The organism is Ideonella sp. (assembly GCF_036277275.1).
Lineage (GTDB): Bacteria > Pseudomonadota > Gammaproteobacteria > Burkholderiales > Burkholderiaceae_C > Ideonella.
Genome location: NZ_DASUNH010000027.1, coordinates 40,456 through 61,217 on the forward strand (window position 1 = coordinate 40,456; position 20,762 = coordinate 61,217).

Sequence of the window (20,762 nt, forward strand, 5' to 3'; positions counted from 1 at the left end):
CGCGACAGGACCCCAAGAAAGGCAACCATGGCTGAATTCAAAGTCGCGCCGGCCGACGCGCCGATCGCCCAGAAGGTCTCCCTCTGGTTCGAGAACCGCTTCCCGACAGCGTTCGACGAATACAAGAAGCACATGTCGGAGTACTACGCTCCGAAGAATTTCAACTTCTGGTACTTCTTCGGCTCGCTCGCACTGCTGGTGCTGGTGATCCAGATCGTCACCGGCATCTTCCTGGTGATGCACTACAAGCCCGACGCGGCGTTGAACGCGGCCGGCGTGCCGGTGGCGTTCGCCAGTGTCGAGTACATCATGCGCGATGTGCCCTGGGGCTGGCTGATCCGCTACATGCACTCGACCGGCGCCTCGGCGTTCTTCGTCGTGGTCTATCTGCACATGTTCCGTGGCCTGCTGTACGGCTCGTACCGCAAGCCGCGCGAGCTGGTCTGGATCTTCGGTTGCGCGATCTTCCTGTGCCTGATGGCCGAAGCCTTCATGGGCTACCTGCTGCCGTGGGGTCAGATGAGCTATTGGGGCGCCCAGGTGATCGTGAACCTGTTCGCCGCCGTGCCTTTCGTCGGGCCGGATCTGGCGCTGCTGATCCGCGGTGACTACGTGGTGGGCGACGCGACGCTGAACCGCTTCTTCAGCTTCCACGTGATCGCCGTGCCGCTGGTGCTGCTGGGCTTGGTCGTGGCGCACTTGCTGGCGCTGCATGACGTGGGTTCGAACAACCCCGACGGCGTCGAGATCAAGGCCAAGAAGGACCCGAAGACCGGTATCCCGCTCGACGGCATTCCTTTCCACCCGTACTACTCGGTGCACGACCTGATGGGTGTGGGCGTGTTCCTGATCGTCTTCTGCGCGATCCTGTTCTTCGCGCCTGAGCTCGGTGGCTACTTCCTCGAGTACAACAACTTCATCCCGGCCGATCCGCTGAAGACGCCACCGCACATTGCGCCGGTCTGGTATTTCACGCCGTTCTACTCGATGCTGCGGGCCACGACCGACGACATGATCAAGGTTCTGAGCATCGTGGTCGGGGCCGGGGCGATCCTGACGGTGCTGAAGGGCCGCATCAGTGGCGGCGCGAAGATCGGTGTGTTGATCGCTGCGGCCGTTGGCATCGCACTGCTGAACATCTTCGATGCGAAGTTCTGGGGCGTGGTGGTGATGGGTGGTGCAGTCGTCATCCTGTTCTTCCTGCCCTGGCTGGATCACAGCCCGGTCAAGTCGATCCGCTACCGCCCGAACTGGCACAGCTACATGTATGGCGTGTTCGTCGTGTTCTTCCTGATCCTCGCCTACCTGGGCGTTCAGCCGCCGTCGAACATCGGCACCATCGTGTCGCAGATCGGGACTCTGTTCTACTTCGGCTTCTTCCTGCTGATGCCGTGGTGGAGCCAGCTCGGTACCTTCAAGCCGGTGCCCGAGCGTGTGACCTTCCACCCGCATTGACGAACCGGCAGGAGCTTCTCACATGATCAAAAAACTCATTGCCGGCTGGATCGCCGCCCTGTGCCTGGTCGGTGGCGCGTTCGCCTCGGAAGGCGGCATGCAGTGGGACAAGTTCCCCACTGAGCGCATGACCGACCTGTCGTCGCTGCAGAACGGCGCCAAGCTGTTCGTCAACTACTGCCTGAACTGCCACGGTGCCTCGTTCGCCCGCTACAACCGCATGCGCGACATCGGCCTGTCCGATGATCAGATCAAGGGCAACCTGATGTTCGCCGCGGACAAGGTGGGCGAGACGATGAAGGTCGTGCTCGATCCGAAGCAAGGCAAGGCCTGGTTCGGCGCCGCGCCGCCAGACCTGTCGGTGATCGCTCGCTCGCGCGCCGGTCAAGGCACCGGCGCCGACTATCTGTACACCTACCTGCGCAGCTACTACCGCGACGAGACGACGGCCACCGGCTGGAACAACCTGGTCTTCCCCAGCGTGGCGATGCCGCATGCGCTGTGGGAACTGCAGGGTCAGCAGCGCGCCGTCTTCGAGGACGTGGCCGATCCGCACGACCACGACAAGAAGATCCACCGCTTCAAGGGCTTTGAGCAAATCACGCCCGGCAAGCTCAACCAGGCAGAGTACAACCAGGCCGTTGCTGATCTGGTTGCGTACCTGCAATGGATGGGTGAGCCGGCGCAAGGCCAACGCGTGCGTCTGGGCGTGTGGGTGCTGATCTTCCTGGCCGTGTTCACCTTGTTCGCCTGGCGCCTGAATGCGGCGTACTGGAAAGACGTGAAATGACCTTAGCCCGGCTGCGACAACAGCGGCCGGGCCTGCTGCTCGCGCAGTGAGCGCCTTGTCGGCGCCACTGCGTTTTGCCTTTTTCCCTGCCGTTCTCGGCCGCTGTTCGACCCGCTTCTTTAAAGGGAGCCCACGCTCATGATGGTGCTTTACTCCGGAACCACCTGCCCTTACTCGCACCGTTGCCGTTTCGTCTTGTTCGAAAAGGGCATGGATTTCGAGATCCGCGACGTCGACCTGTTCGCCAAGCCGGAAGACATCGCGCTGATGAACCCGTACAACGAGGTGCCGATCCTCGTCGAGCGTGACCTCATCCTGTACGAATCGCACATCATCAACGAGTACATCGACGAGCGCTTCCCGCACCCGCAGCTGATGCCCGGGGACCCGGTGGCCCGCGCCCGTGTGCGCCTGTTCCTGTTCAACTTCGAGAAAGAGCTGTTCGCCAACGTGAACATCCTCGAAGGCCGCGGCATCAAGGGCAACGACAAGCAGCTCGAAAAAGCCCGGGCCCAGATCCGCGACCGTCTGACCCAGCTGGCGCCGATCTTCCTGAAGAACAAGTTCATGCTGGGCGACGACTTCTCGATGCTCGACGTGGCCATCGCTCCGCTGCTGTGGCGTCTGGATTACTACGGCATTGATCTGTCGAAGAACGCGGCGCCGCTGCTGAAGTACGCTGAGCGCATCTTCTCGCGCCCGGCCTACATCGAAGCGCTGACCCCGTCTGAAAAGGTGATGCGCAAGTAAGGCCGAGCCCCGCCTCCCGCTCACGATGACTGCCACGCCGCCGACCCCACCTTCCGCTCCGGACAACCAGGGCACTTCGACCCGGCCCTACCTCGTGCGCGCGCTGCACGACTGGTGCACCGACAACGGCTTCACCCCGTACCTGGCGGTGTTCGTCGATTCGAGTGTGCAGGTGCCGACCGAGTACGTGAAGAACAACGAGATCGTGCTTAACGTCGGCTTCGAGGCCACCAGCGGCCTGAAGCTCGGCAACGACTTCATCGAGTTCAAGGCCCGCTTCGGCGGGGTGGCGCGTGAGATCGTCGTGCCGGTGGACCACGTGGTGGCCATCTACGCACGTGAGAACGGGCAGGGCATGGCGTTCCCAATGCCGTCGAACGCCCCCGAGGAGGCTTCCGCCGGCACGCCACTGGCGCCGGACAGCGGTGGCACCGGCGCCGAACGCCCGATCCGGGGATTGCGCTTGGCGCGGACCGAAACGCCTTCCGAACCGCCCCCGGCGCCGCCCGCCCCGTCTGCAGACGCTACCGATGGTGACGAGCCGCCACCGCCGCCGCGGCCGGCGCTCAAACGCGTCAAGTGACTGCGGCGTCCTGCGCATTCGTTCCAGCCGCTGCGCAGCGACCGATCAGAAGACGCGGAAAGCGTCTAAAATCAATAGCTTAGGCCGTGCCGGCTTAGCTCAGCTGGTAGAGCACCCGCCTTGTAAGCGGAAGGTCATCCGTTCGATTCGGATAGCCGGCACCACCCAACTCCCTAGGCCCGATCCGATTGAACCTTCACTCGGACTGAAGTAGGCTTCCAGCCCCGCACTACCAGTGCCTGCTCAATGGCCGGCAAGCACTGTCGCAACTTGGCGGCCACCGCGCCGTTGGGCACCAGCAGGTTCCACCCCGTCTCATCCAGCACGCCCGCGCGGACATGGGTGCGGAGACCGGGAGGCAGCACTTCCCGCACGGTGTCCATTCGCGCTTCGGCTTCCTTCAGCCGCTGAAGCAGTTGAGCCAGGGTCGCATTGGCGCCCAAGGCTTCGTTGATCGGCCGCGTGTGCGGGCCGCCAGCCTGGGAGGGGGGCGGGGGTGACATAAGGCCAAGGAGTTTACCGATGCAGATTCTGATCACCCATGGCGGCTTGGCGCGCACTCGCGTGCTGAGCTTCAGTCGATTGCAGATCGTCCTGGGCCTGTGCGGCCTGGTGGTGACCTTGCTGCTGCTGTCTGGCGCCGTGTACCACTTCATTTTCCTGAAGGCCGCCCGTGACGGCTGGCCGGTCGTCAGCCAACTGGTCAAGCTGGTGGTGCGCGACGAGAACGCCCAGCGCGACAAGGTCTTGCGCGACAACCTGGACGCGATGGCGCGCAAGGTGGGCGAGATGCAGGCCCGCATGGTCAACCTCGAGGCCATGGGCGAGCGGGTGACCGGCCTGGCCGGTGTGAAGCCCGACGACCTGAAGGCGTTGCAACGTCCGGCTTCCGCGCCCGACCGTGCCGGTACACGCGCACCCGGCGGCCAAGGCGGCCCCTATGTGCCACTCGAGCACCCGAGCCTGGAGCAGTTGGACAAGACACTCGGTGTGCTGGAGCAACTGGCCGATCAGCATGGCGACATGCTCACGCTGGCCGAATCACGTTTGTTCGAGTCGCGGCTGAAGTCGCTGATGGTGCCCAACAGCCGGCCGCTCGACGCGCCCGTCGGCTCGGGCTTCGGCTTCCGGACCGACCCGATCACCGGCCGTCCCGCACTGCACACCGGGCTGGACTTCTCGGCCGACTCCGGCACGCCGATCCTGGCCGCCGCCGGTGGCATGGTCACCTCGACCGACTACCACCCGCAGTACGGCAACCTGCTGGAGATCGATCACGGCAACGGGCTGAACACCCGTTATGCCCACACCCAACGCATCCTGGTCAAGGTGGGCGATCTGGTCAAACGCGGCCAGCAGGTCGCCCTGGTCGGCAACACCGGCCGCTCGACGGGGCCGCATCTGCACTTCGAGGTGCTGGTCGACGGCTCGATGCAGGATCCGGCGAAGTTCCTCACCGACACACCGCCCCCGTCGGTTGCCGGGGTTGCGCAGGCCGGGTCGGCGGGGGTCCCCGCTGCGGCCGCCGCGGTGTCGCCGGTGCTGCGGCGCTGAGCATCACGCGCCGCACCCCGGTGCTAAACTCCCGCGCTTTCGCGCCTGTACTCGCGCGGCCTTCGCACGGCCGGTGACGCGACGGCGCGGCCAGAAGACGACATCCCCATCCTAGGGGGCGAACCCGCGCTTGCAATGCCGGTGTCCGGCCCCAAAGTCAGTCGACGTCGCGTGGCACTCCGTGTTGCGCCTCGCCCAGCCGACGCCCCACAGCCAGACATCAAACGCAGCGCCGCATGTTGCCCAAGCTCCTGACCCAGATTTTTGGCAGTCGCAACGACCGCCTGCTCAAAGGCTATCGACGCACCGTCGACCAGATCAACGAGCTGGAGGCCAGCTTCTCCAAGCTCGACGATGCGGCGCTGAAGGGCAAGACCAACGAGTTCCGCGAGCGCCTGGCCAAGGGTGAAACGCTGGATGACCTGCTGCCCGAGGCCTTTGCCGCGGTGCGCGAAGCCGGCAAGCGTGCATTGAAGATGCGCCACTTCGACGTGCAGCTGATCGGCGGCATGGTGCTGCATGCCGGCAAGATCGCCGAGATGCGCACCGGCGAGGGCAAGACGCTGATGGCGACGCTGCCGGTGTACCTGAATGCGCTGCCCGGCAAGGGCGTGCATGTGGTGACGGTCAACGATTACCTCGCCCGGCGCGACGCCGAGTGGATGGGCCGGCTGTACAACTTCCTCGGCATGACCGTCGGCGTCAACGTGCCGGGCATGGACCGGGCCGAGAAGCAGGCTGCGTACGGCGCCGACATCACCTACGGCACCAACAACGAGTACGGCTTCGACTACCTGCGCGACAACATGGTCCACGAGGTGACCGACCGCGTGCAGCGCCTGCTCACCTACGCCATCGTCGACGAGGTGGACTCGATCCTGATCGACGAGGCGCGCACGCCGCTGATCATCTCCGGCCAGGCCGAAGACCACACCGAGCTGTACGTGCGCATCAACGCCGTCGTGCCGAAGCTGAAGAAGCAGATCGGCGAGCTGGACGTGCGCACCGGCGAGGGCGTCGAGGTACCCGGCGACTTCACGGTGGACGAGAAGAGCCACCAGGTCTTCCTGACCGAAGACGGGCATGAGAACGCCGAGCGCATCCTGTCCGAAGCTGGCCTGCTGGTCGAGGGCGCCAGCCTGTACGACCCGGCCAACATCACGCTGATGCACCACGTGTACGCGGCGCTGCGGGCCAACCACCTGTACCACCGCGATCAGCACTACGTGGTGCAAAACGGCGAGGTGGTGATCGTCGACGAGTTCACCGGGCGCCTGATGACCGGTCGCCGCTGGTCCGATGGCCTGCACCAGGCAGTCGAGGCCAAGGAAGGCGTGCAGATCCAGAGCGAGAACCAGACCCTCGCATCGATCACCTTCCAGAACTACTTCCGCATGTACGGCAAGCTGGGTGGCATGACCGGCACGGCCGACACCGAAGCCTACGAATTCCAGGAGATCTACGGCCTCGAAACCGTGGTGATCCCGTCGAACAAGCCGACCATCCGCAAGGACGAGCTCGACCTGGTCTACAAGACTGCGCGCGAGAAGTACAACGCGGTCGTCGACGACATCCAGGACTGCCGCGAGCGCGGCCAGCCGGTGCTGGTGGGCACGACCTCGATCGAGAACTCCGAGCTGATCTCGGGCCTGCTGAAGAAGGCCAAGGTGCCGCACGAGGTGCTCAACGCCAAGCAGCATGCGCGCGAAGCGGAGATCGTGGCCCAGGCCGGACGCCCGGGCGTGATCACCATCGCCACCAACATGGCCGGCCGCGGTACGGACATCGTGCTGGGCGGCAACGTCGAGAAGCAGACCCAGTTCATCGAGGCCGACGACGCCATCCCACCCGACGAGAAGGCACGTCGCATCAAGCAGCTGCAGGACGAGTGGCAAGGCCTGCACGACCAGGTCAAGGCTGCCGGGGGCCTGCGCATCGTGGCGACCGAGCGCCACGAAAGCCGTCGTATCGACAACCAGCTGCGCGGCCGATCCGGCCGTCAGGGCGACCCGGGTGCCTCGCGCTTCTACCTGTCACTCGAAGACCCGCTGATGCGCATCTTCGCGGGTGACCGCGTCAAGGCCATCATGGAACGGCTGAAGATGCCCGAGGGCGAGGCGATCGAAGCCGGCATCGTGTCGCGCTCGATCGAGTCGGCGCAGCGCAAGGTCGAAGCGCGCAACTTCGACATCCGCAAGCAACTGCTCGAATACGACGACGTCAGCAACGACCAGCGCAAGGTCATCTACCAGCAGCGCAGCGAGATCCTCGAAGCCGAAACGCTGCACGAGCAGATCGCCAACCTGCGCAAGGCGACGATGACCGATGTGGTGCGGACCTACGTGCCCGCCGAGAGCGTCGAAGAGCAATGGGACCTGCCGGCGCTGGAAAAGACGCTGCGCGACGAATGGCAGCTCGACGTGGCGCTGCAATCGATGGTGCAGGCCAGCGATTCGGTGACCGACGACGACATTCTCGAGAAGGTCATCGAGGTCGCCAACGCCACGTTCCAGGCCAAGCTCGACATGGTTGGCGCGGAGCAGTTCACGCCATTCATGCGCATGGTGTTGCTGCAATCGATGGATTCGCACTGGCGTGAACACCTGGCCGCGCTGGACTATCTGCGCCAAGGCATCCACCTGCGTGGTTATGCCCAGAAGAACCCGAAGCAGGAATACAAGCGCGAAGCCTTCGAGCTGTTCTCTCAGCTGCTGGACGTGGTGAAGATGGAAGTCACCCGGGTGCTGATGACGGTGCGCATCCAGACCCAGGAACAGGTGAACGCCGCGGCCGAAGCGATGGAAGACAAGGCCGAGCGCATCTCCAACGTGACGTACACCCACCCGAACGAAGACGGCAGCGTCAGCCAGGAGGCCGACCGGTCGTCCGAGGTGCCGCGTGTTGGCCGCAACGACCCGTGCCCCTGCGGCAGCGGCAAGAAGTACAAGGCCTGCCACGGCCAGCTCGCCTGATCCCCTACCCGGCGGTCCTGCCGCCGGTACGTCGGTTCCGCTCGGCGACACCGCGATGAACCACCACACATTGGCTCGGGCGTCGCGCCGGCTCGAAACCGCACGGCTGCTGCTCGAGGCACCGGCTCGGGCCCATGCGGCGGCCATCTATGACAGCGTCAACACCAGCTTGCCGACGCTGGGGTTCATCGCCTGGGCGCAAGCCCCGTGGACGCTGGAGCGGGCGATCCGCTTCTGCGAGGGCGGGCTGAAGATGGTCGACGATGGTGAGTGCCTGATCTTCAATGCCTTTCGGCGCGACGACCGGGCTTTCGTCGGCCGCATCGATCTGCACACCTTCGATTTCGAAGTGCCGCGGGCCGAGATCGGCTATGTGGGCGACGCCCGCCAGACCGGTGCGGGCCTGATGCGTGAGGCGGTGCTCGCCGTGGTCGCGTTTGGCTTCAGGTTGGGACTGGCGCGCATCGAAGCGATCTCCGAAGTCGACAACCACCGCGCGCTGCACTTTGCCGAGCACGCGCTGGGTTTTCGCTGCGAGGGGCGGCTGCACCATCGCGAGCGCAATGCGCGTGGCGACCTGTGCGATCAGATGATGTTCGCGACCTTCCCATCGGGTTGATTCGGGCGTTCCCGGCGTGCATGGCCCGTGGCAAACTCGCCGCGACCTGATCACTTGGTGCGCAGCAACGCCGGCTTCCAGCACCACCCCGTCCATGAGCGACCTCTTTCGAGTCGAGGCAGTGGATCACCAGCGGCAACGCTTCCACGGCACGGTGGTGCTGGCGCGGCCCTGGTCGTTCGCGGCGTTGACGACGCTGCTGGCCGTGTTGGTGCTCGCGCTGCTCCTGTTCGCCTGGAACTTCGGCTTCACTCGCAAGGAGATGGTCAGTGGCATGGTGGTCCCTGACCGCGGCCTGATCCGCGTCGTGGCGCCGCTGGCCGGGCGGGTCAGCGAGGTGCGCGTCACAGCGGGCGATGCCGTCAGAGCGGGCGACGTGATGTTCATGATTCGGCGCGATCGGGCCACCGCGGCGGGCACGGACCAGGCCAGCATCAGCGGCGCACTGGCCAATCGCTTGCGCCGGCTTGAAAGCGAAGTCGCCCAGCAGGGGCGGCTGGCCGAGATGCGCGTGCAAGAGGCTGGCGCGCGCGCGCGCGGGCTGGAGGCCAGCATCGAGCAACTGACGCGTGAGCGTGGCCTGCAGGCGCAGCGCGTGCAGGTGCTGCGTGACATCGCCCAGCGTCACGCCGATCTGGCCCGCGAGGGCATGATGACCCGGCTGGCTGCCCAGACCAAGGCTGCCGAGGCGCTGGAAGAAGAGGCCAAGCTGGCGAGCATCGACAGGGGCCGGCTCGACGCGCAGCGTGAGCTCGCCACCGTGCGCGCGCAGATGGCGCAGATCCCGCTGCTGTCGCAGCGGGAGCAGTCCGAATCGCGGCGCGACATGGACGAGGTACAGCAACTGCTCGACGAGAGCGAGCTGCAGCGCGAGGTCAGCGTCCGCGCCGCCCACGATGGGGCGGTGGCCGCCGTGTTGGTGGATGCGGGCCAGGCGGTGAAAGACGAGGGTGAACTGGCCACCTTGGTGCCGCATGGGGCGACGCTGGAGGCCGAGCTGTACCTGCCGTCGCGGGCGGTGGGCAACCTGCACGAAGGCCAGGCGGTTCAATTGCGTTTCGAGGCTTACCCGTTCGAAAAATACGGCCTGTTTCCGGGTCGCCTGCGCACCGTGTCCTTGAGCCCGGTATCGAGCACCGAACTGGCCGCAGGCCTGCCGCCGCCGCCCGATGCAGCCGGCCCGGCACGCTCGTTGTACCGCGCGCGCGTTGCGGTGGATCTGGCCGCGCTGCGCAGCCGTACCGGCAACGCGCTGCCCTTGAAGCCCGGCATGCTGCTCAGCGCGAGCGTCGCGCTGGAACACCGCAGCCTGGTCGAGTGGGCATTGGCGCCGCTGCTGGGCGTGGGCAAGACCTTGTAGCACCGCATGTTCGAAACCTTCTTCGCAGGCTGGCGTCACCGGTTGCCCGTGTTCATCCAGACCGAAGCCACCGAATGCGGCCTGTGCAGCCTGGCGATGGTGGCCAACTACCACGGCTACCGCACCGACCTGGCCAACCTGCGGCTGCGGTTCTCGATCTCACGCAAGGGTGCCACGCTCGAAGCCCTGATGCGCATCGCCGAGGCGATGCGGCTGCAGACCCGCGCGCTGCGGCTGGAGATGGAGCACCTGCCTCAGCTGCAGCTGCCCTGCGTGCTGCACTGGGATATGAACCACTTCGTGGTGCTGAAGTCGGTCGACGCGCGCCATGCGGTGATCCACGATCCGGCGGTGGGCGAGCGTCGCCTGGGCCTGGCCGAATTCGGCAAGCACTTCACCGGCGTCGCGCTGGAGGTGTCACCCAGCCCCGAGTTCGTCGGCCAGGCGCCGACGCCCAAGCTGTCGTTGCGTGGCCTGATGGGACGGGTCACCGGCCTGCGGCGCGGGCTGGCGCAGATCGCCCTGCTGGCCGTGCTGCTCGAGCTGATCGCGATGGCGCTGCCGTTCTACCTGCAGTGGGTGGTCGATCACGTGCTCGTCACGGCCGACGCCGACATGTTGATGGTGCTGGCGGCCGGCTTCGGCCTGCTCGTGATCGTGCATGCCGTCATCTCGGCCACGCGTGGCTGGTTCGTCGTCGTGCTCAGCACGAGCTTGAACTTCCAATGGCTGGGCAATGTGTTCGCCCACCTGGTTCGGCTGCCGCTGGACTTCTTCGAGAAGCGGCACATTGGCCACATCCTGGCCAGCTTTGGCTCGGTCGTCATGATCCAGCGCACGCTGACCACGCAGTTCGCGCAGACGGTGGTCGACGGTCTGATGACGCTGGGCACGCTGACGATGATGCTGTTCTACAGCCCCAGCCTGACGCTGGTGTCGGTGCTGGCGATGCTGATCTACGCGCTGCTGCGGTGGGGGGTGTTCCGCGCGCTGCGCGAAGCCAGCGCCGAGCAGATCATCCATGCGGCCCGCCAGCAGACGCACATGATCGAAACGGCGAGCGGCATCCAGAGCGTGCGTCTGTTCGGCAAGGGCGATGTGCGTCGCGCCGGTTGGCTCAACATGCTGGCCGATCAGTTCAACGCCGAGTTGCGCATCCAGCGCCTGACGCTGAGCCAGGACACGGCGCGCGGCCTGCTCAGCGGGCTGGAGCGGGTGATCGTCGTCTGGCTGGCGGCGCGGCTGGTGCTGTCGCACGAGTTCACCGCCGGCATGCTGTTCGCCTTCATGGCCTACCAGCTGCAGTTCTCGACCCGCGTCTCGGCGCTGGTCGACAAGCTGGCCGAGCTGTCGATGCTGCGGCTGCATGGCGAGCGCGTGGCCGACATCGTGCTGCAGCAGACCGAGCGCGATGCGCAGGACCTGCCGGCCGAGGTGGACCTGTCGAAACTGTCGATGTCGGTCGAGCTGCGCAATGTGAGCTTTCGCTACTCGCCCACCGAGCCCTTCGTGCTGCACGGCGTGGACTTGCGGATCGAACCGGGCGAATGCGTGGCCATCACCGGCCCTTCAGGCTGCGGCAAGACGACGCTGGTGAAGGTGATGCTGGGCCTGCTGCAGCCGACCGAGGGTGAGATCGTCGTCGGCGGCATGCGGCTGGGCCAGCTCGGCCTGGCGAACTACCGCCGGCTGATCGGCACGGTGATGCAGGAAGACCGGTTGTTCTCCGGCTCGATCGCCGACAACATCTGCTTCTTCGACCCGGACCCGCAGTGGGAACGCATCGTCGAGAGCGCGCGCCAGGCCGGCGTCGAGCGCGAGATCACCGAGATGCCGATGGGCTTCCACACGCTGACCGGCGAATCCGGCATCGGCCTGTCCGGTGGGCAGAAGCAGCGCATCCTGCTGGCCCGCGCGCTGTACCACCAACCGCGCATGCTGGTGCTCGACGAAGCGACCAGCCACCTGGACCTGGGCAACGAACGCTCCGTCAACGCGACCGTGCAGGCCCTTGCGCTGACCCGCGTGATCGTCGCCCACCGCCCCGAGACCATCGCGATGGCTGAACGGGTGGTGGTGCTGGCGGCCGGGCGTCTGCGCCCGGCAGGGGATGCGCCGGCAAACTGAGTGCTTGTGGCGCAGCGAGGTTCGTTCAGCAGCCCTGTGGACGATCGGATTGAGTCGGCGGGGGCGGTGTGCCCAGCCCTGGAAAGCCGGCAGGACCACCTGAGACCTGTCTGAGTTCTTGTGTCGTCAACGGACGCATCGGCTGTTGTTGTGGCTTGTTCATTCGGTATTCCCTGTAGGTGGTGCGGCGAAACGCGGGCCGTGCTGTCAGCCGCCTTGCGGAGGGGACGGTGGTGTGCTGAGCACGGGGAATCCGCCGGGGCCGCCTGAAACTTGTCGGATCTCGGTCGGCGTCAAGGGACGCGGTACGGGGGCAGGGGATGGTGTCGTTGCCACGCTCATGGCATGCCTTTCTCTCGTGTTGGCGGTTCGATTGCCATCGGTGCCAAGGCCAGGTATGGCCGCGCGGATGGCAACGTGCGCTGCGTGTCGGTCGTTTCGTGAAGCCCCGTTCCGATGCGCAACGGGTTCATCTTTGCTAACGATCCAGTAGGCCGCCATCACCCATTGGGGGGATGCCATGCGGCGCTAGTGCGAAGCGTCGGGCAACAGATAGCGTGTGCTGGGCCCCTTGCCGGTCTGCACCAGCAGGCCCCGTTCAGCCAGCAGCCCCAAGTGCTTGGAGGCCGTGGCCAAGCTGACGCCGCAAAGCTCGGCATAGGCGCTCTTGTTGATGGCGCCGGTGGCTATCAGTCGTCCGAGTGCTGCAGCACGTTGTCCAGCCTGCAGCAACTCTCCGGCCTGCTGTTGCCAGCGTGCTGCCCATTGCTGCTCACGAGTCAGTTCGCGCTCGAAAGTCTGGCGCAGTGCATCGACCTCAGAGGTGAAGTCCTCGTCCAGTCCATGCCGCTGGGCGAGCGCCAGCGCGGCTTCGCGCTCCTTGGTGACGATGGCCAGGTAGGCGCGCGCAATGGCCAGGTGCGAACGCACTTGCTGCGCCGGCGGAGCCGGCACTGCCAACGCGGCGCGCAAACGATCGATCTCGGCCATCTCGTCGAAGTGCGCCACGTATTCGCCGGGCAGCAGGCGATCCGGGCTGCTGCCGGAGCCCAGTACTTCTCGCTTGAGTGAGCGGGCCGATTCGTTCAGTCCGCGGGCATTGTCCTGTGCGCTGATGCGAGCGGCCGCCGCTGCGTGCGTGTCGCCTTGGGCCTCATCTTCCGGGTCCTGGCTCTTCTGAAATCGCCGGTAGTACGCCTCAGCCAAGTTGTAGTGCGACATGCCGAGGTGGGTGCGAAGGCCAGCCTCCTGCTCGATCCGGAGCGCTTGTTGATATTCCTCGATCGCAAGGTCGATTTCACCGCGATAGAAGTGCGTGACGCCCAGGTTGCCATGAGCACCGGCCAGCACTTCAGGCTCTACCACCAAAGCCTTGGCGGCCTCGACCACACGTTGGCCGTATTCGAGCGCGCGAGCAAAATCGCGGGCCTCGCCATAGATCAGGCTGAGGTTGCGGTAGGTGTTCAGCACGGCTCGCTGGTCGCCCAATCGTTCGTAGACGATCAGGGCCCGATGCTTGTGCTCGAGCGCGCGGCGCGTGTCGCCGATGCAGCGCCAGTATTCGCCCCAGGTCTGCTCCAGCGGCGCGACGATGTCACCCGGCAGCGCAATCTCCTCGTCCATCCGCTGAACCTGGTCCAGCAAGGTCTTGGCCCGCGGGTTGTTCTGCCGAAGGTGCAGCCATGCCAAACGGACGATGGAATCCGCGTATGCGTGCACCGCACGTTGACGTGTTGACTCGTCAGTTTCGGTGATGGCCCGACGCAGGTGATCGATGCTTTCTTCATAGCTCGCGAACGCCCTGTCGCGGTCGCGCAGTTCATGAAAGCGCGCAATCGACGCGTGCGCCACACCGACCAGAAGCGCATGACCTTGCTCGTGGGCGCAGCGCAGCGCTCGGTGCAACGCCTCTTCTTCTCGAGAACTGTCATGGCGATAGCGCCAGATCAGCGCCCAACGCAGCGCCAGTTCGAAGCGTTGCTCGGGGGCCAGGGCCGTGTGGCTTTCCAACTCGTTCAGCAGGCCGTCAATCTCGGATGAGCCCGCTGCTTCAGTGCCGTAGCGCTGCAGAGCATCGAGCAGGCCCTGAACATCGCCAGCACGCCACAGGTGCCAGAGTGCGTCAGCGATCGCACCCGAGAGGATGGCGGCGTTGGCCTGGGTCCGGTGCCAAGCATCCCAGCCTTGAGCCGGCTCTGCGCTGGACGCGCAGGCAGCCTGGACATGCCATCTCAGACTCAGGCGCAGCTGACCGGTCGGCGCCGCGGCAAATACCTCACCCAGTTGGCGGCGACCTTTTTCCAGATAGCGGTAGAGCGTGCTGTGGCCGACCGCCCAGAGCCCGCAGAGGTTTTCGATCGGGGCTTCGTCGGCCCGCCGACGGTAGCGCGAGGGAAACGAGGGGACATTGAGCAACCCGTGATGGCAGGCAATGGCCAGCAGGGGGCGCCAGCTGGTGCTGTGCAGCCACGCGTGCTCGTCGATGCCGCTCAGGCCCGGCTGGCGGTCAGGACGCAACTGAGCCAGCCCCCAACTCAGCAGCAGCAACGCTGCCTCGGATCCGCGACGCGCCGGCGACACGACGTCACCCAGAGTGCCGGTGACCGTATTCAGCCAGCTCTGCTGCAAGGCCAGTCGCAAACGGGAGTGGCGCGAGGTCAACTCGCCCGCGCCTCCACCACGCCGGTGGGCGTTCAGGCCTGCGGCCAGCAGCGCTTCGACAGCGCGCCGCGAGGGATGAAGGCGAGGCGATGGCATCGGGTCCACTTCAAGCTAGGGGGAGCAATTCGCATGATGGACGAATCGTTCAGCGATCGTCTACACCATCGCGGGCGCAGGCCGTGAGCCATGCATGGGGATGGTAATGGCTGACGCGTAACGTGCGTCCGTCTGCCCAGGCCCGGTCTGCGCTGCCTGAACCCATTGATCCGATAGCAAGAGGAGAACCAATCATGTCCCTGCCAAACCTTTCTGATACTGCCCTCAAGACCGACGGCGTCGTGTTGGCGGTGTATGCGCCATTTGGCAGTGACGAGGTGCTCAGTGGTTTCCCGGAAGGTCAGACGACGACCGTGCAGACCCATCCCCTGGTCACGGCCCTGAAAGGGGTTGCCAGCGCGGGCACGCACGTCGTGGCGCTGGTCGATCGTGTCGAGGACAACACGTGGCTGATCGAGATCCCGGCGGGCGCTCCCGAATCGATGCAGGTGGTTTCGCGCTGGAAGCAGGACCTGTCTTCTGAACGAACGCTTGCCGGCCTGATGGCCCATGCGCATGAACGCTTCCCGCGCGCTGCGTTGGTGCTGTCCATCGAGGGGCATGGGGCCGGTTACCTGCCCGATGTCGATCGCCGATTCCTGACCTGGGGTCGTGTCACCGAAGAAGGCAAGTTCGAGTGGCACTTCTCGAACAAGGACTGCGCACCAGTGGATTCCGAGGGAAGTCCGGTCCTGCCTGGTGGCTATCCGGGATTGCCGGGTGGGTACCCCGGCCTGCCCGTCAACCGCAGCTATATGTCCACCTACCAACTCGGCCAGGCGCTGGCCATGGCGCAAAAACTCGGCGCCCCCCGGCCGGCGGTGATCCATTTCAACAACTGCTTCAACATGGCGGTCGAGGTGTTGCACACGGTGGCCCCCTATGCCGACTACGCCACCGGCTACTGCAACTACAACTTCTTCACCTCGGGCGCGGCCTATCCCAAGGTGTTCGGGCGCCTTCAGTCCGCCGGCAGTGCCACCGCCGCTCAACTGGCCACCTGGTTCGCGGAAGAGAACCACAGTGCACTGCTGGCGCGTCCCCGTCACCCGACAGTGGGTGGGGTTGTCGCCTTGTCGCGCATGGAAGGCATAGCCGACGGTGTCGATCGGTTGTCGGATGCCTTGCTCAAGGCGTTGCAGAGCGCGACGCCGGCGGAGCGTCCCAAGGTGATCGCAATGATCCAGAAGGCGATCGTCGACGCGCAGCAGTACGACTCCGAGCCCGGCTGGGACCTGGAGACCCCCGATCAGTTGACCGATCTGTGCAGCCTGGCGGCGGTGCTGCAAAAGCAAGCGGTGGGCTACCCGGCCATCCAGTCGGAAGCCGCTTACCTGGTGAAGCTGCTGAGCGGCATCAAGGCCTACGGCGACAACGATGTGCCTTGGCTGGACGGCACGGACAAGATCCGCTGGGACTTCCGTGCCGACACGTTGGCCATGAACATCTTCCTGCCCGATCCGATGCGTGATGGTGTCTGGGACTGGCGCTCGACCTACTACGTCGAGGTCAACCCCGAGTCGGACCCGCCTTTGCAGCGCGGGGTGATCGACTTCCTGAAGAACACCACTTGGGTCGATTTCCTCGTGGAATATCACAAGGAAGTGCCGTTCCGGTCCTTCCATCTCGGCTCGATCCCGCCGTTGCCGGGCTTCAACCCGCGTGCTGAGCCGGCGCCGGAAGGAGAAGACGGCTGCAAAACCCCGCGCAAACCCTGGCCATTCGGCCCCATCGCCCGCCGCCTGCTGGCCCTGATCGCCCGCCACGGGGATCGAACCTAGGGGGATGCGCGGCCGGCGTGTCCGGATGAATCGTCTGCGATTCGTCTGACACACCAGGCCAATGGGCGCGAGGCGTGCGTCGAAACGGGAAGCGTGACGCGGTGCAATGCAATCCATGCCGGGAACGACAAAGACCGGCAACCCAAGCCTGGTGCCGGCCTCGGCACCCCGAACAGCACAGGATAGGAAGGATTCCTTATGAATACGCTCGAAGACATGCTGCTTGCCGAACAAGCCCGTTGCCGTCAGCTGGCGCGCGAATACGCCGAGCTCGGCACCGCCTCCGCCTTTGCCCGCGCTTTGCTTGAAGACTGCCTGCGAGGCGCCGAAGAGGCGGTGCAGAACCGCCAACTGGTCGCGATGCAGCGTGCGCTGGAGCGACTGTTGCGCTTCCAGACACTGAACCACCTGGCGATCCAGATCTCGCACGGGGTGCAGCCGGGGCCGGCCCGGCGCGCGCCGGCCCCGGCGCAGCACCGGCCGATGCTGCACATGCAAGAGCAGTTCTTCACCTGGACGAGGGCGGCATGAATGCCTCGCTTGCTGCCGAAATGGCGGTCTGGGTGCCTGACGACCTGCCCAGCCCCAGCCCCGGCGCCGACCAGCCCGAACAAGCCCTGGCCACGCTCGACCGGCAAGGCCTGCGCATGAGTGGCACGGTGCTTGCCGTCGCGTTGCTGTCGTCGTTGGCCGCGACCGTGCTGTCCGTTTTTGGAACCATTTGATCGACGCTGTCAGTGGAGGATTGACCGGGGCGGCCAGGCGATTGTTTGGTCGCCCCGAGTTCATTGGGCCTCCCTACAATCCGCAGCCTCTCCTCCTGGATAGCGCCCACTGCCATGCCCGTCAACCTGACCGCCCCCGACCCCGCGCAACTGGCCCCCGTGGCCGGTGTGAGCCTTGGCATCGCTGAAGCGGGCATCCGCAAGGCCAACCGCAAGGACCTGGTGGTGGTCAGCCTGGCCGAAGGCTCGGCGGTCGCCGGGGTCTTCACGCAAAACCGCTTCTGCGCGGCGCCGGTGCAGATCTGCCAAGAGCACCTGGCCGCTGGTGCGGGTATCCGCGCGATCCTCGTCAACACTGGCAATGCCAACGCCGGCACCGGGGCCGATGGCCTGGCGCGAGCGCGCCGCAGCTGCGCCGCGCTGGCCACGCAGCTGGGCGTCAAGCCCGAACAGGTGCTGCCGTTCTCGACCGGCGTGATCATGGAGACGCTGCCGGTCGAACGCATCGAGGCTGGCCTGCCGGCCGCCTTGGCCGACAGCTCGCCGGCGAACTGGGCCCGCGCCGCGCAGGGCATCATGACCACCGACACGCTGCCGAAGGCCGCGTCGCGCACGCTGACCATCGGCGGCCGCGAGGTGCACGTGACGGGTATTTCCAAGGGCGCCGGCATGATCAAGCCGAACATGGCGACGATGCTGGGCTTCGTCGCCACCGACGCGGTGATCGACCCGGCGTTGCTGCAGCCGCTGGTCAAGGCCGCGGCCGACGCCTCATTCAACCGCATCACGATCGACGGTGACACCTCGACCAATGATTCGTTCGTGCTGATCGCCACCGGCCAGGCCGGCCACGCCCGCATCAACGCCCTGAACACCGACGATGGCCGGGCGCTGCAAGCGGCGGTGCTCGACGTGTCGCGTGAGCTGGCCCAGGCCATCGTGCGCGACGGCGAAGGCGCGACCAAGTTCATCAGCGTGCAGATCGACGGCGGCCGCGACGAGGCCGAGTGCAAGCAGGTGGCGTATGCCATCGCGCATTCGCCGCTGGTCAAGACGGCGTTCTTCGCCAGCGACCCGAACCTCGGTCGCATCCTGGCCGCGGTCGGCTACGCGGGCATTGGCGATCTCGACCAGAATTTGATCGACCTGTACCTTGACGACGTGCACGTGGCCCGCCAGGGCGGCCGCCACCCGGCTTACCGAGAGGAAGACGGCCAGCGCGTGATGAAGCAATCCGAAATCACCGTGCGGGTCGACCTTCATCGCGGCAAGGCCAGCTCCACGGTATGGACCTGCGACCTCTCGCACGACTACGTCAGCATCAACGCCGACTATCGCTCCTGATCGCCTGCGCTACGCCGCGCAACCACGCATAAGCACATTCGGCGCACTGCCGCTAAAGTCGGCTCTCTTCAAACCAGGAGAGAGCCCCATGACCCGTCGTATCCGCCTGCTCGCGCTCGGCCTGCTGGCTGCATTCGTTCCTCTGGCCCACGCCGACCAGGTGGCCGACATCAAGGCCAAGGGTGAGCTGGTTTGCGGCGTGCTCGGCACCGACGACCCGTTCAGCTTCGTCGACCCGAAGAGCCGCGAGATCGTCGGCTACGACGTCGACCTGTGCAACGCCGTGGCCAAGAAGCTCGGCGTGAAGACCAGCCTGAAGCAGCTCGCGGTGGCCGCCCGTGTGCCCGAGCTGCAGCAAGGCCGTGTCGACATCCTGGCCGCTTCCCTCACGCACAACAAGGAGCGCGAGGCGCTGATCGACTTCTCGCTGTCGACCTTCATCACTGGCCAGAAGGTCATGACGAAGAAGACCAGCGGCATCCAGCAGCCGGCTCAATTGACCGGCCAGAAGGTGCTGACGGTCAAGGGCTCGACGATGGAGCAGAACATCAAGAAGCTCGTCCCTGGCGCCGAGGTTGTCTCGTTCGACAACAGCCCGCAGGCCTTCCTGGCGCTGCAGCAGGGCAAGGGCGTGGCCTATGTCAACGACGAAACTTCGTTGATCGATGATTTCAGCAAGCTGGGCCCGGCGCAGAAGGACTACGTGATCCTGCCGACCAGCATCAGCACCGAGCACCTGGCGCTGGGCCTGAAGAAGGGCGAGGCCGGCATGAAGTCGCTGGTCGACGGCGTGCTGCGCGACATGGAGAAGTCCGGCGACGCGGAGAAGCTGTTCATGAAGTGGCTCGGGCCGGAGACGAAGATGAAGTTCCCGGCACGGCCGTTCAAGTTCGAGACCGACAAGATCGACGGCTGAGTGTTGCTGCAGTCCGCATCTCGGCTACGCCGAGGTGCGGATGATCGAATGTCGGACTTTGACCTGCACCTGCTGACCGCAGGGACTTATCACGAGCAACTCGTCGCCGGTTTCTGGCTGTCGATCAAGCTCGCCGCCGGCACGCTGCTGCTGGCGATGCCCCTCGCATTGTTGGTGGCGCTGCTGCGCATGACGCCGTCGCGGTTGCTGAACGGCGTCGGCTTCACCTTCGTCGAAGCGATCCGCAACGTGCCGCTGCTGGCCCACATCCTGTTCTGGTATTTCGGCGCGCCCGAGCTGTTGCCCGAGGGGCTCAAGCTGTGGCTGTACCGCGGCAACATCGAGGTGGCCGCTGCGGTGATTGCACTGACGTTGTACACAGCGGCCTACATGTCGGAAGACATTCGCAGCGGCGTGCGCAGCGTGCCGAAAGAGCAGTTGGAGGCGGCGAGGGCGCTGGGCTTCAACTTCCTCACCAGCATGCGCCTGGTGGTGTTGCCGCAAGCGTTGCGCATCACCGTGCCGCCGCTGATCTCGCAAGGCCTGAGCTTGTGGAAGAACACCAGCATGGCGATGGTGGTCGGCGTGGCCGAGATGCTCTACCAAGCGCAGCAGGTCGAGAGCGCTACGTTCCGCAGCTTCGAAGCCTTTGCTTTTGCGACGGCGGGCTACCTCGGTGTCTCGCTGGTGATCACCGGCATCGCGGTGCTGTACGAGCACCGCGTTCGCGGTGCGGTGGGGCACTGAGATGATGCTTCGGTTTGTTGGATGGTTTGCTCTCCGTCCGTTGCGGGTGTCTGGATGTTGCATTTCGTGCGTCGGTCTTGGCGGCAGGGTGGGGGCGGTGCCCCCGGTCGCCCCAACCGGCGCACGAGAACACGGTGTCGACCGAGAGCCTTTGGCGTGCGCACCCCGGCTCCCCGCGAGCCAGGCCGGAGAACGTGCCCCAAGCCGCCGGCCTTGCGCGACCTCGGCCCGCTCAGTTCTCGGACGCTTCACACATCGCGGATCACGCGGAAAGTGGTGGGG

The 20,762-nt window shown here is 65.5% G+C and carries 16 protein-coding genes and 1 tRNA gene; 16 read left to right on the forward strand and 1 reads right to left on the reverse strand.

What is annotated here, in order from left to right; translation table 11 throughout:
* Positions 1 to 27: 27 nt before the first annotated feature.
* From VFY73_RS06220 to VFY73_RS06265, 10 genes are all read left to right on the forward strand, one after another.
* The gene (locus VFY73_RS06220; protein WP_329717057.1) at positions 28 to 1,455 is read left to right on the forward strand and encodes a cytochrome bc complex cytochrome b subunit; all 1,428 of its coding nucleotides are present in this window, start codon (positions 28 to 30) and stop codon (positions 1,453 to 1,455) included.
* Positions 1,456 to 1,480: 25 nt separating this feature from the next.
* Entirely contained in the window at positions 1,481 to 2,245 is a 765-nt protein-coding gene (locus VFY73_RS06225; RefSeq protein ID WP_329717106.1) for a cytochrome c1, read from the forward strand.
* A gap of 138 nt (positions 2,246 to 2,383) precedes the next feature.
* The gene (locus tag VFY73_RS06230; protein ID WP_329717058.1) at positions 2,384 to 2,995 is read left to right on the forward strand and encodes a glutathione S-transferase N-terminal domain-containing protein; all 612 of its coding nucleotides are present in this window, start codon (positions 2,384 to 2,386) and stop codon (positions 2,993 to 2,995) included.
* Positions 2,996 to 3,020: 25 nt separating this feature from the next.
* Positions 3,021 to 3,578: a ClpXP protease specificity-enhancing factor gene (locus tag VFY73_RS06235; RefSeq protein ID WP_329717059.1), complete on the forward strand. Its 558-nt coding sequence runs from the start codon at positions 3,021 to 3,023 to the stop codon at positions 3,576 to 3,578.
* An 88-nt stretch (positions 3,579 to 3,666) separates the two neighbouring features.
* A tRNA-Thr gene (locus VFY73_RS06240) sits at positions 3,667 to 3,742 on the forward strand.
* 358 nt (positions 3,743 to 4,100) lie between these two features.
* Positions 4,101 to 5,132 carry a M23 family metallopeptidase gene (locus VFY73_RS06245; protein ID WP_329717060.1) on the forward strand — a complete coding sequence of 344 codons (1,032 nt, stop codon included), beginning with the start codon at positions 4,101 to 4,103 and terminating at the stop codon, positions 5,130 to 5,132.
* A 236-nt stretch (positions 5,133 to 5,368) separates the two neighbouring features.
* Positions 5,369 to 8,104: a preprotein translocase subunit SecA gene (gene secA, locus VFY73_RS06250; protein ID WP_329717061.1), complete on the forward strand. Its 2,736-nt coding sequence runs from the start codon at positions 5,369 to 5,371 to the stop codon at positions 8,102 to 8,104.
* A 55-nt stretch (positions 8,105 to 8,159) separates the two neighbouring features.
* Positions 8,160 to 8,723, forward strand: coding sequence for a GNAT family N-acetyltransferase (locus VFY73_RS06255; RefSeq protein ID WP_329717062.1), 564 nt, complete (start codon positions 8,160 to 8,162; stop codon positions 8,721 to 8,723).
* A 94-nt stretch (positions 8,724 to 8,817) separates the two neighbouring features.
* The gene (locus VFY73_RS06260) at positions 8,818 to 10,083 is read left to right on the forward strand and encodes an HlyD family secretion protein (RefSeq protein ID WP_329717063.1); all 1,266 of its coding nucleotides are present in this window, start codon (positions 8,818 to 8,820) and stop codon (positions 10,081 to 10,083) included.
* 6 nt (positions 10,084 to 10,089) lie between these two features.
* The gene (locus tag VFY73_RS06265; protein WP_329717064.1) at positions 10,090 to 12,210 is read left to right on the forward strand and encodes a peptidase domain-containing ABC transporter; all 2,121 of its coding nucleotides are present in this window, start codon (positions 10,090 to 10,092) and stop codon (positions 12,208 to 12,210) included.
* A gap of 528 nt (positions 12,211 to 12,738) precedes the next feature.
* Here VFY73_RS06265 and VFY73_RS06270 read toward each other — a convergent pair.
* Positions 12,739 to 14,871: a tetratricopeptide repeat protein gene (locus VFY73_RS06270; protein ID WP_329717065.1), complete on the reverse strand. Its 2,133-nt coding sequence runs from the start codon at positions 14,869 to 14,871 to the stop codon at positions 12,739 to 12,741.
* Between the two features lie 290 nt (positions 14,872 to 15,161).
* Between VFY73_RS06270 and VFY73_RS06275 the strand changes: the two genes are divergently transcribed.
* The 6 genes from VFY73_RS06275 to VFY73_RS06300 all read left to right on the forward strand — a co-directional run bounded on the left by VFY73_RS06275 (position 15,162) and on the right by VFY73_RS06300 (position 20,480).
* Positions 15,162 to 16,748: a clostripain-related cysteine peptidase gene (locus tag VFY73_RS06275; RefSeq protein ID WP_329717066.1), complete on the forward strand. Its 1,587-nt coding sequence runs from the start codon at positions 15,162 to 15,164 to the stop codon at positions 16,746 to 16,748.
* 198 nt (positions 16,749 to 16,946) lie between these two features.
* Positions 16,947 to 17,279, forward strand: a complete 333-nt coding sequence (locus VFY73_RS06280) for a hypothetical protein (protein WP_329717067.1) — start codon at positions 16,947 to 16,949, stop codon at positions 17,277 to 17,279.
* Positions 17,276 to 17,473, forward strand: coding sequence for a hypothetical protein (locus VFY73_RS06285; RefSeq protein WP_329717068.1), 198 nt, complete (start codon positions 17,276 to 17,278; stop codon positions 17,471 to 17,473). Before VFY73_RS06280 ends, VFY73_RS06285 begins: the two co-directional genes overlap by 4 nt.
* Positions 17,474 to 17,587: 114 nt before the next feature.
* Positions 17,588 to 18,817 (forward strand): bifunctional glutamate N-acetyltransferase/amino-acid acetyltransferase ArgJ, encoded by a 1,230-nt coding sequence (gene argJ / locus VFY73_RS06290; RefSeq protein ID WP_329717069.1) that lies wholly within the window; start codon positions 17,588 to 17,590, stop codon positions 18,815 to 18,817.
* Between the two features lie 88 nt (positions 18,818 to 18,905).
* Complete coding sequence (locus VFY73_RS06295; RefSeq protein WP_329717070.1) at positions 18,906 to 19,733, forward strand: ABC transporter substrate-binding protein; 828 nt, start codon at positions 18,906 to 18,908, stop codon at positions 19,731 to 19,733.
* A gap of 48 nt (positions 19,734 to 19,781) precedes the next feature.
* A complete protein-coding gene (locus VFY73_RS06300; RefSeq protein WP_329717071.1) occupies positions 19,782 to 20,480 on the forward strand; it encodes an amino acid ABC transporter permease in 699 nt (232 codons plus the stop codon).
* Positions 20,481 to 20,762: the final 282 nt, after the last annotated feature.

Coding starts and splice junctions, on each gene's coding strand:
- VFY73_RS06220 (WP_329717057.1), top strand. CDS start 28: ATGGCTGAATTCAAAGTCGCGCCGGCCGACGCGCCGATCGCCCAGAAG.
- VFY73_RS06230 (WP_329717058.1), top strand. CDS start 2,384: ATGATGGTGCTTTACTCCGGAACCACCTGCCCTTACTCGCACCGTTGC.
- VFY73_RS06235 (WP_329717059.1), top strand. CDS start 3,021: ATGACTGCCACGCCGCCGACCCCACCTTCCGCTCCGGACAACCAGGGC.
- VFY73_RS06245 (WP_329717060.1), top strand. CDS start 4,101: ATGCAGATTCTGATCACCCATGGCGGCTTGGCGCGCACTCGCGTGCTG.
- secA (WP_329717061.1), top strand. CDS start 5,369: ATGTTGCCCAAGCTCCTGACCCAGATTTTTGGCAGTCGCAACGACCGC.
- VFY73_RS06255 (WP_329717062.1), top strand. CDS start 8,160: ATGAACCACCACACATTGGCTCGGGCGTCGCGCCGGCTCGAAACCGCA.
- VFY73_RS06260 (WP_329717063.1), top strand. CDS start 8,818: ATGAGCGACCTCTTTCGAGTCGAGGCAGTGGATCACCAGCGGCAACGC.
- VFY73_RS06265 (WP_329717064.1), top strand. CDS start 10,090: ATGTTCGAAACCTTCTTCGCAGGCTGGCGTCACCGGTTGCCCGTGTTC.
- VFY73_RS06275 (WP_329717066.1), top strand. CDS start 15,162: ATGTCCCTGCCAAACCTTTCTGATACTGCCCTCAAGACCGACGGCGTC.
- VFY73_RS06280 (WP_329717067.1), top strand. CDS start 16,947: ATGAATACGCTCGAAGACATGCTGCTTGCCGAACAAGCCCGTTGCCGT.
- VFY73_RS06285 (WP_329717068.1), top strand. CDS start 17,276: ATGAATGCCTCGCTTGCTGCCGAAATGGCGGTCTGGGTGCCTGACGAC.
- argJ (WP_329717069.1), top strand. CDS start 17,588: ATGCCCGTCAACCTGACCGCCCCCGACCCCGCGCAACTGGCCCCCGTG.
- VFY73_RS06295 (WP_329717070.1), top strand. CDS start 18,906: ATGACCCGTCGTATCCGCCTGCTCGCGCTCGGCCTGCTGGCTGCATTC.
- VFY73_RS06300 (WP_329717071.1), top strand. CDS start 19,782: ATGTCGGACTTTGACCTGCACCTGCTGACCGCAGGGACTTATCACGAG.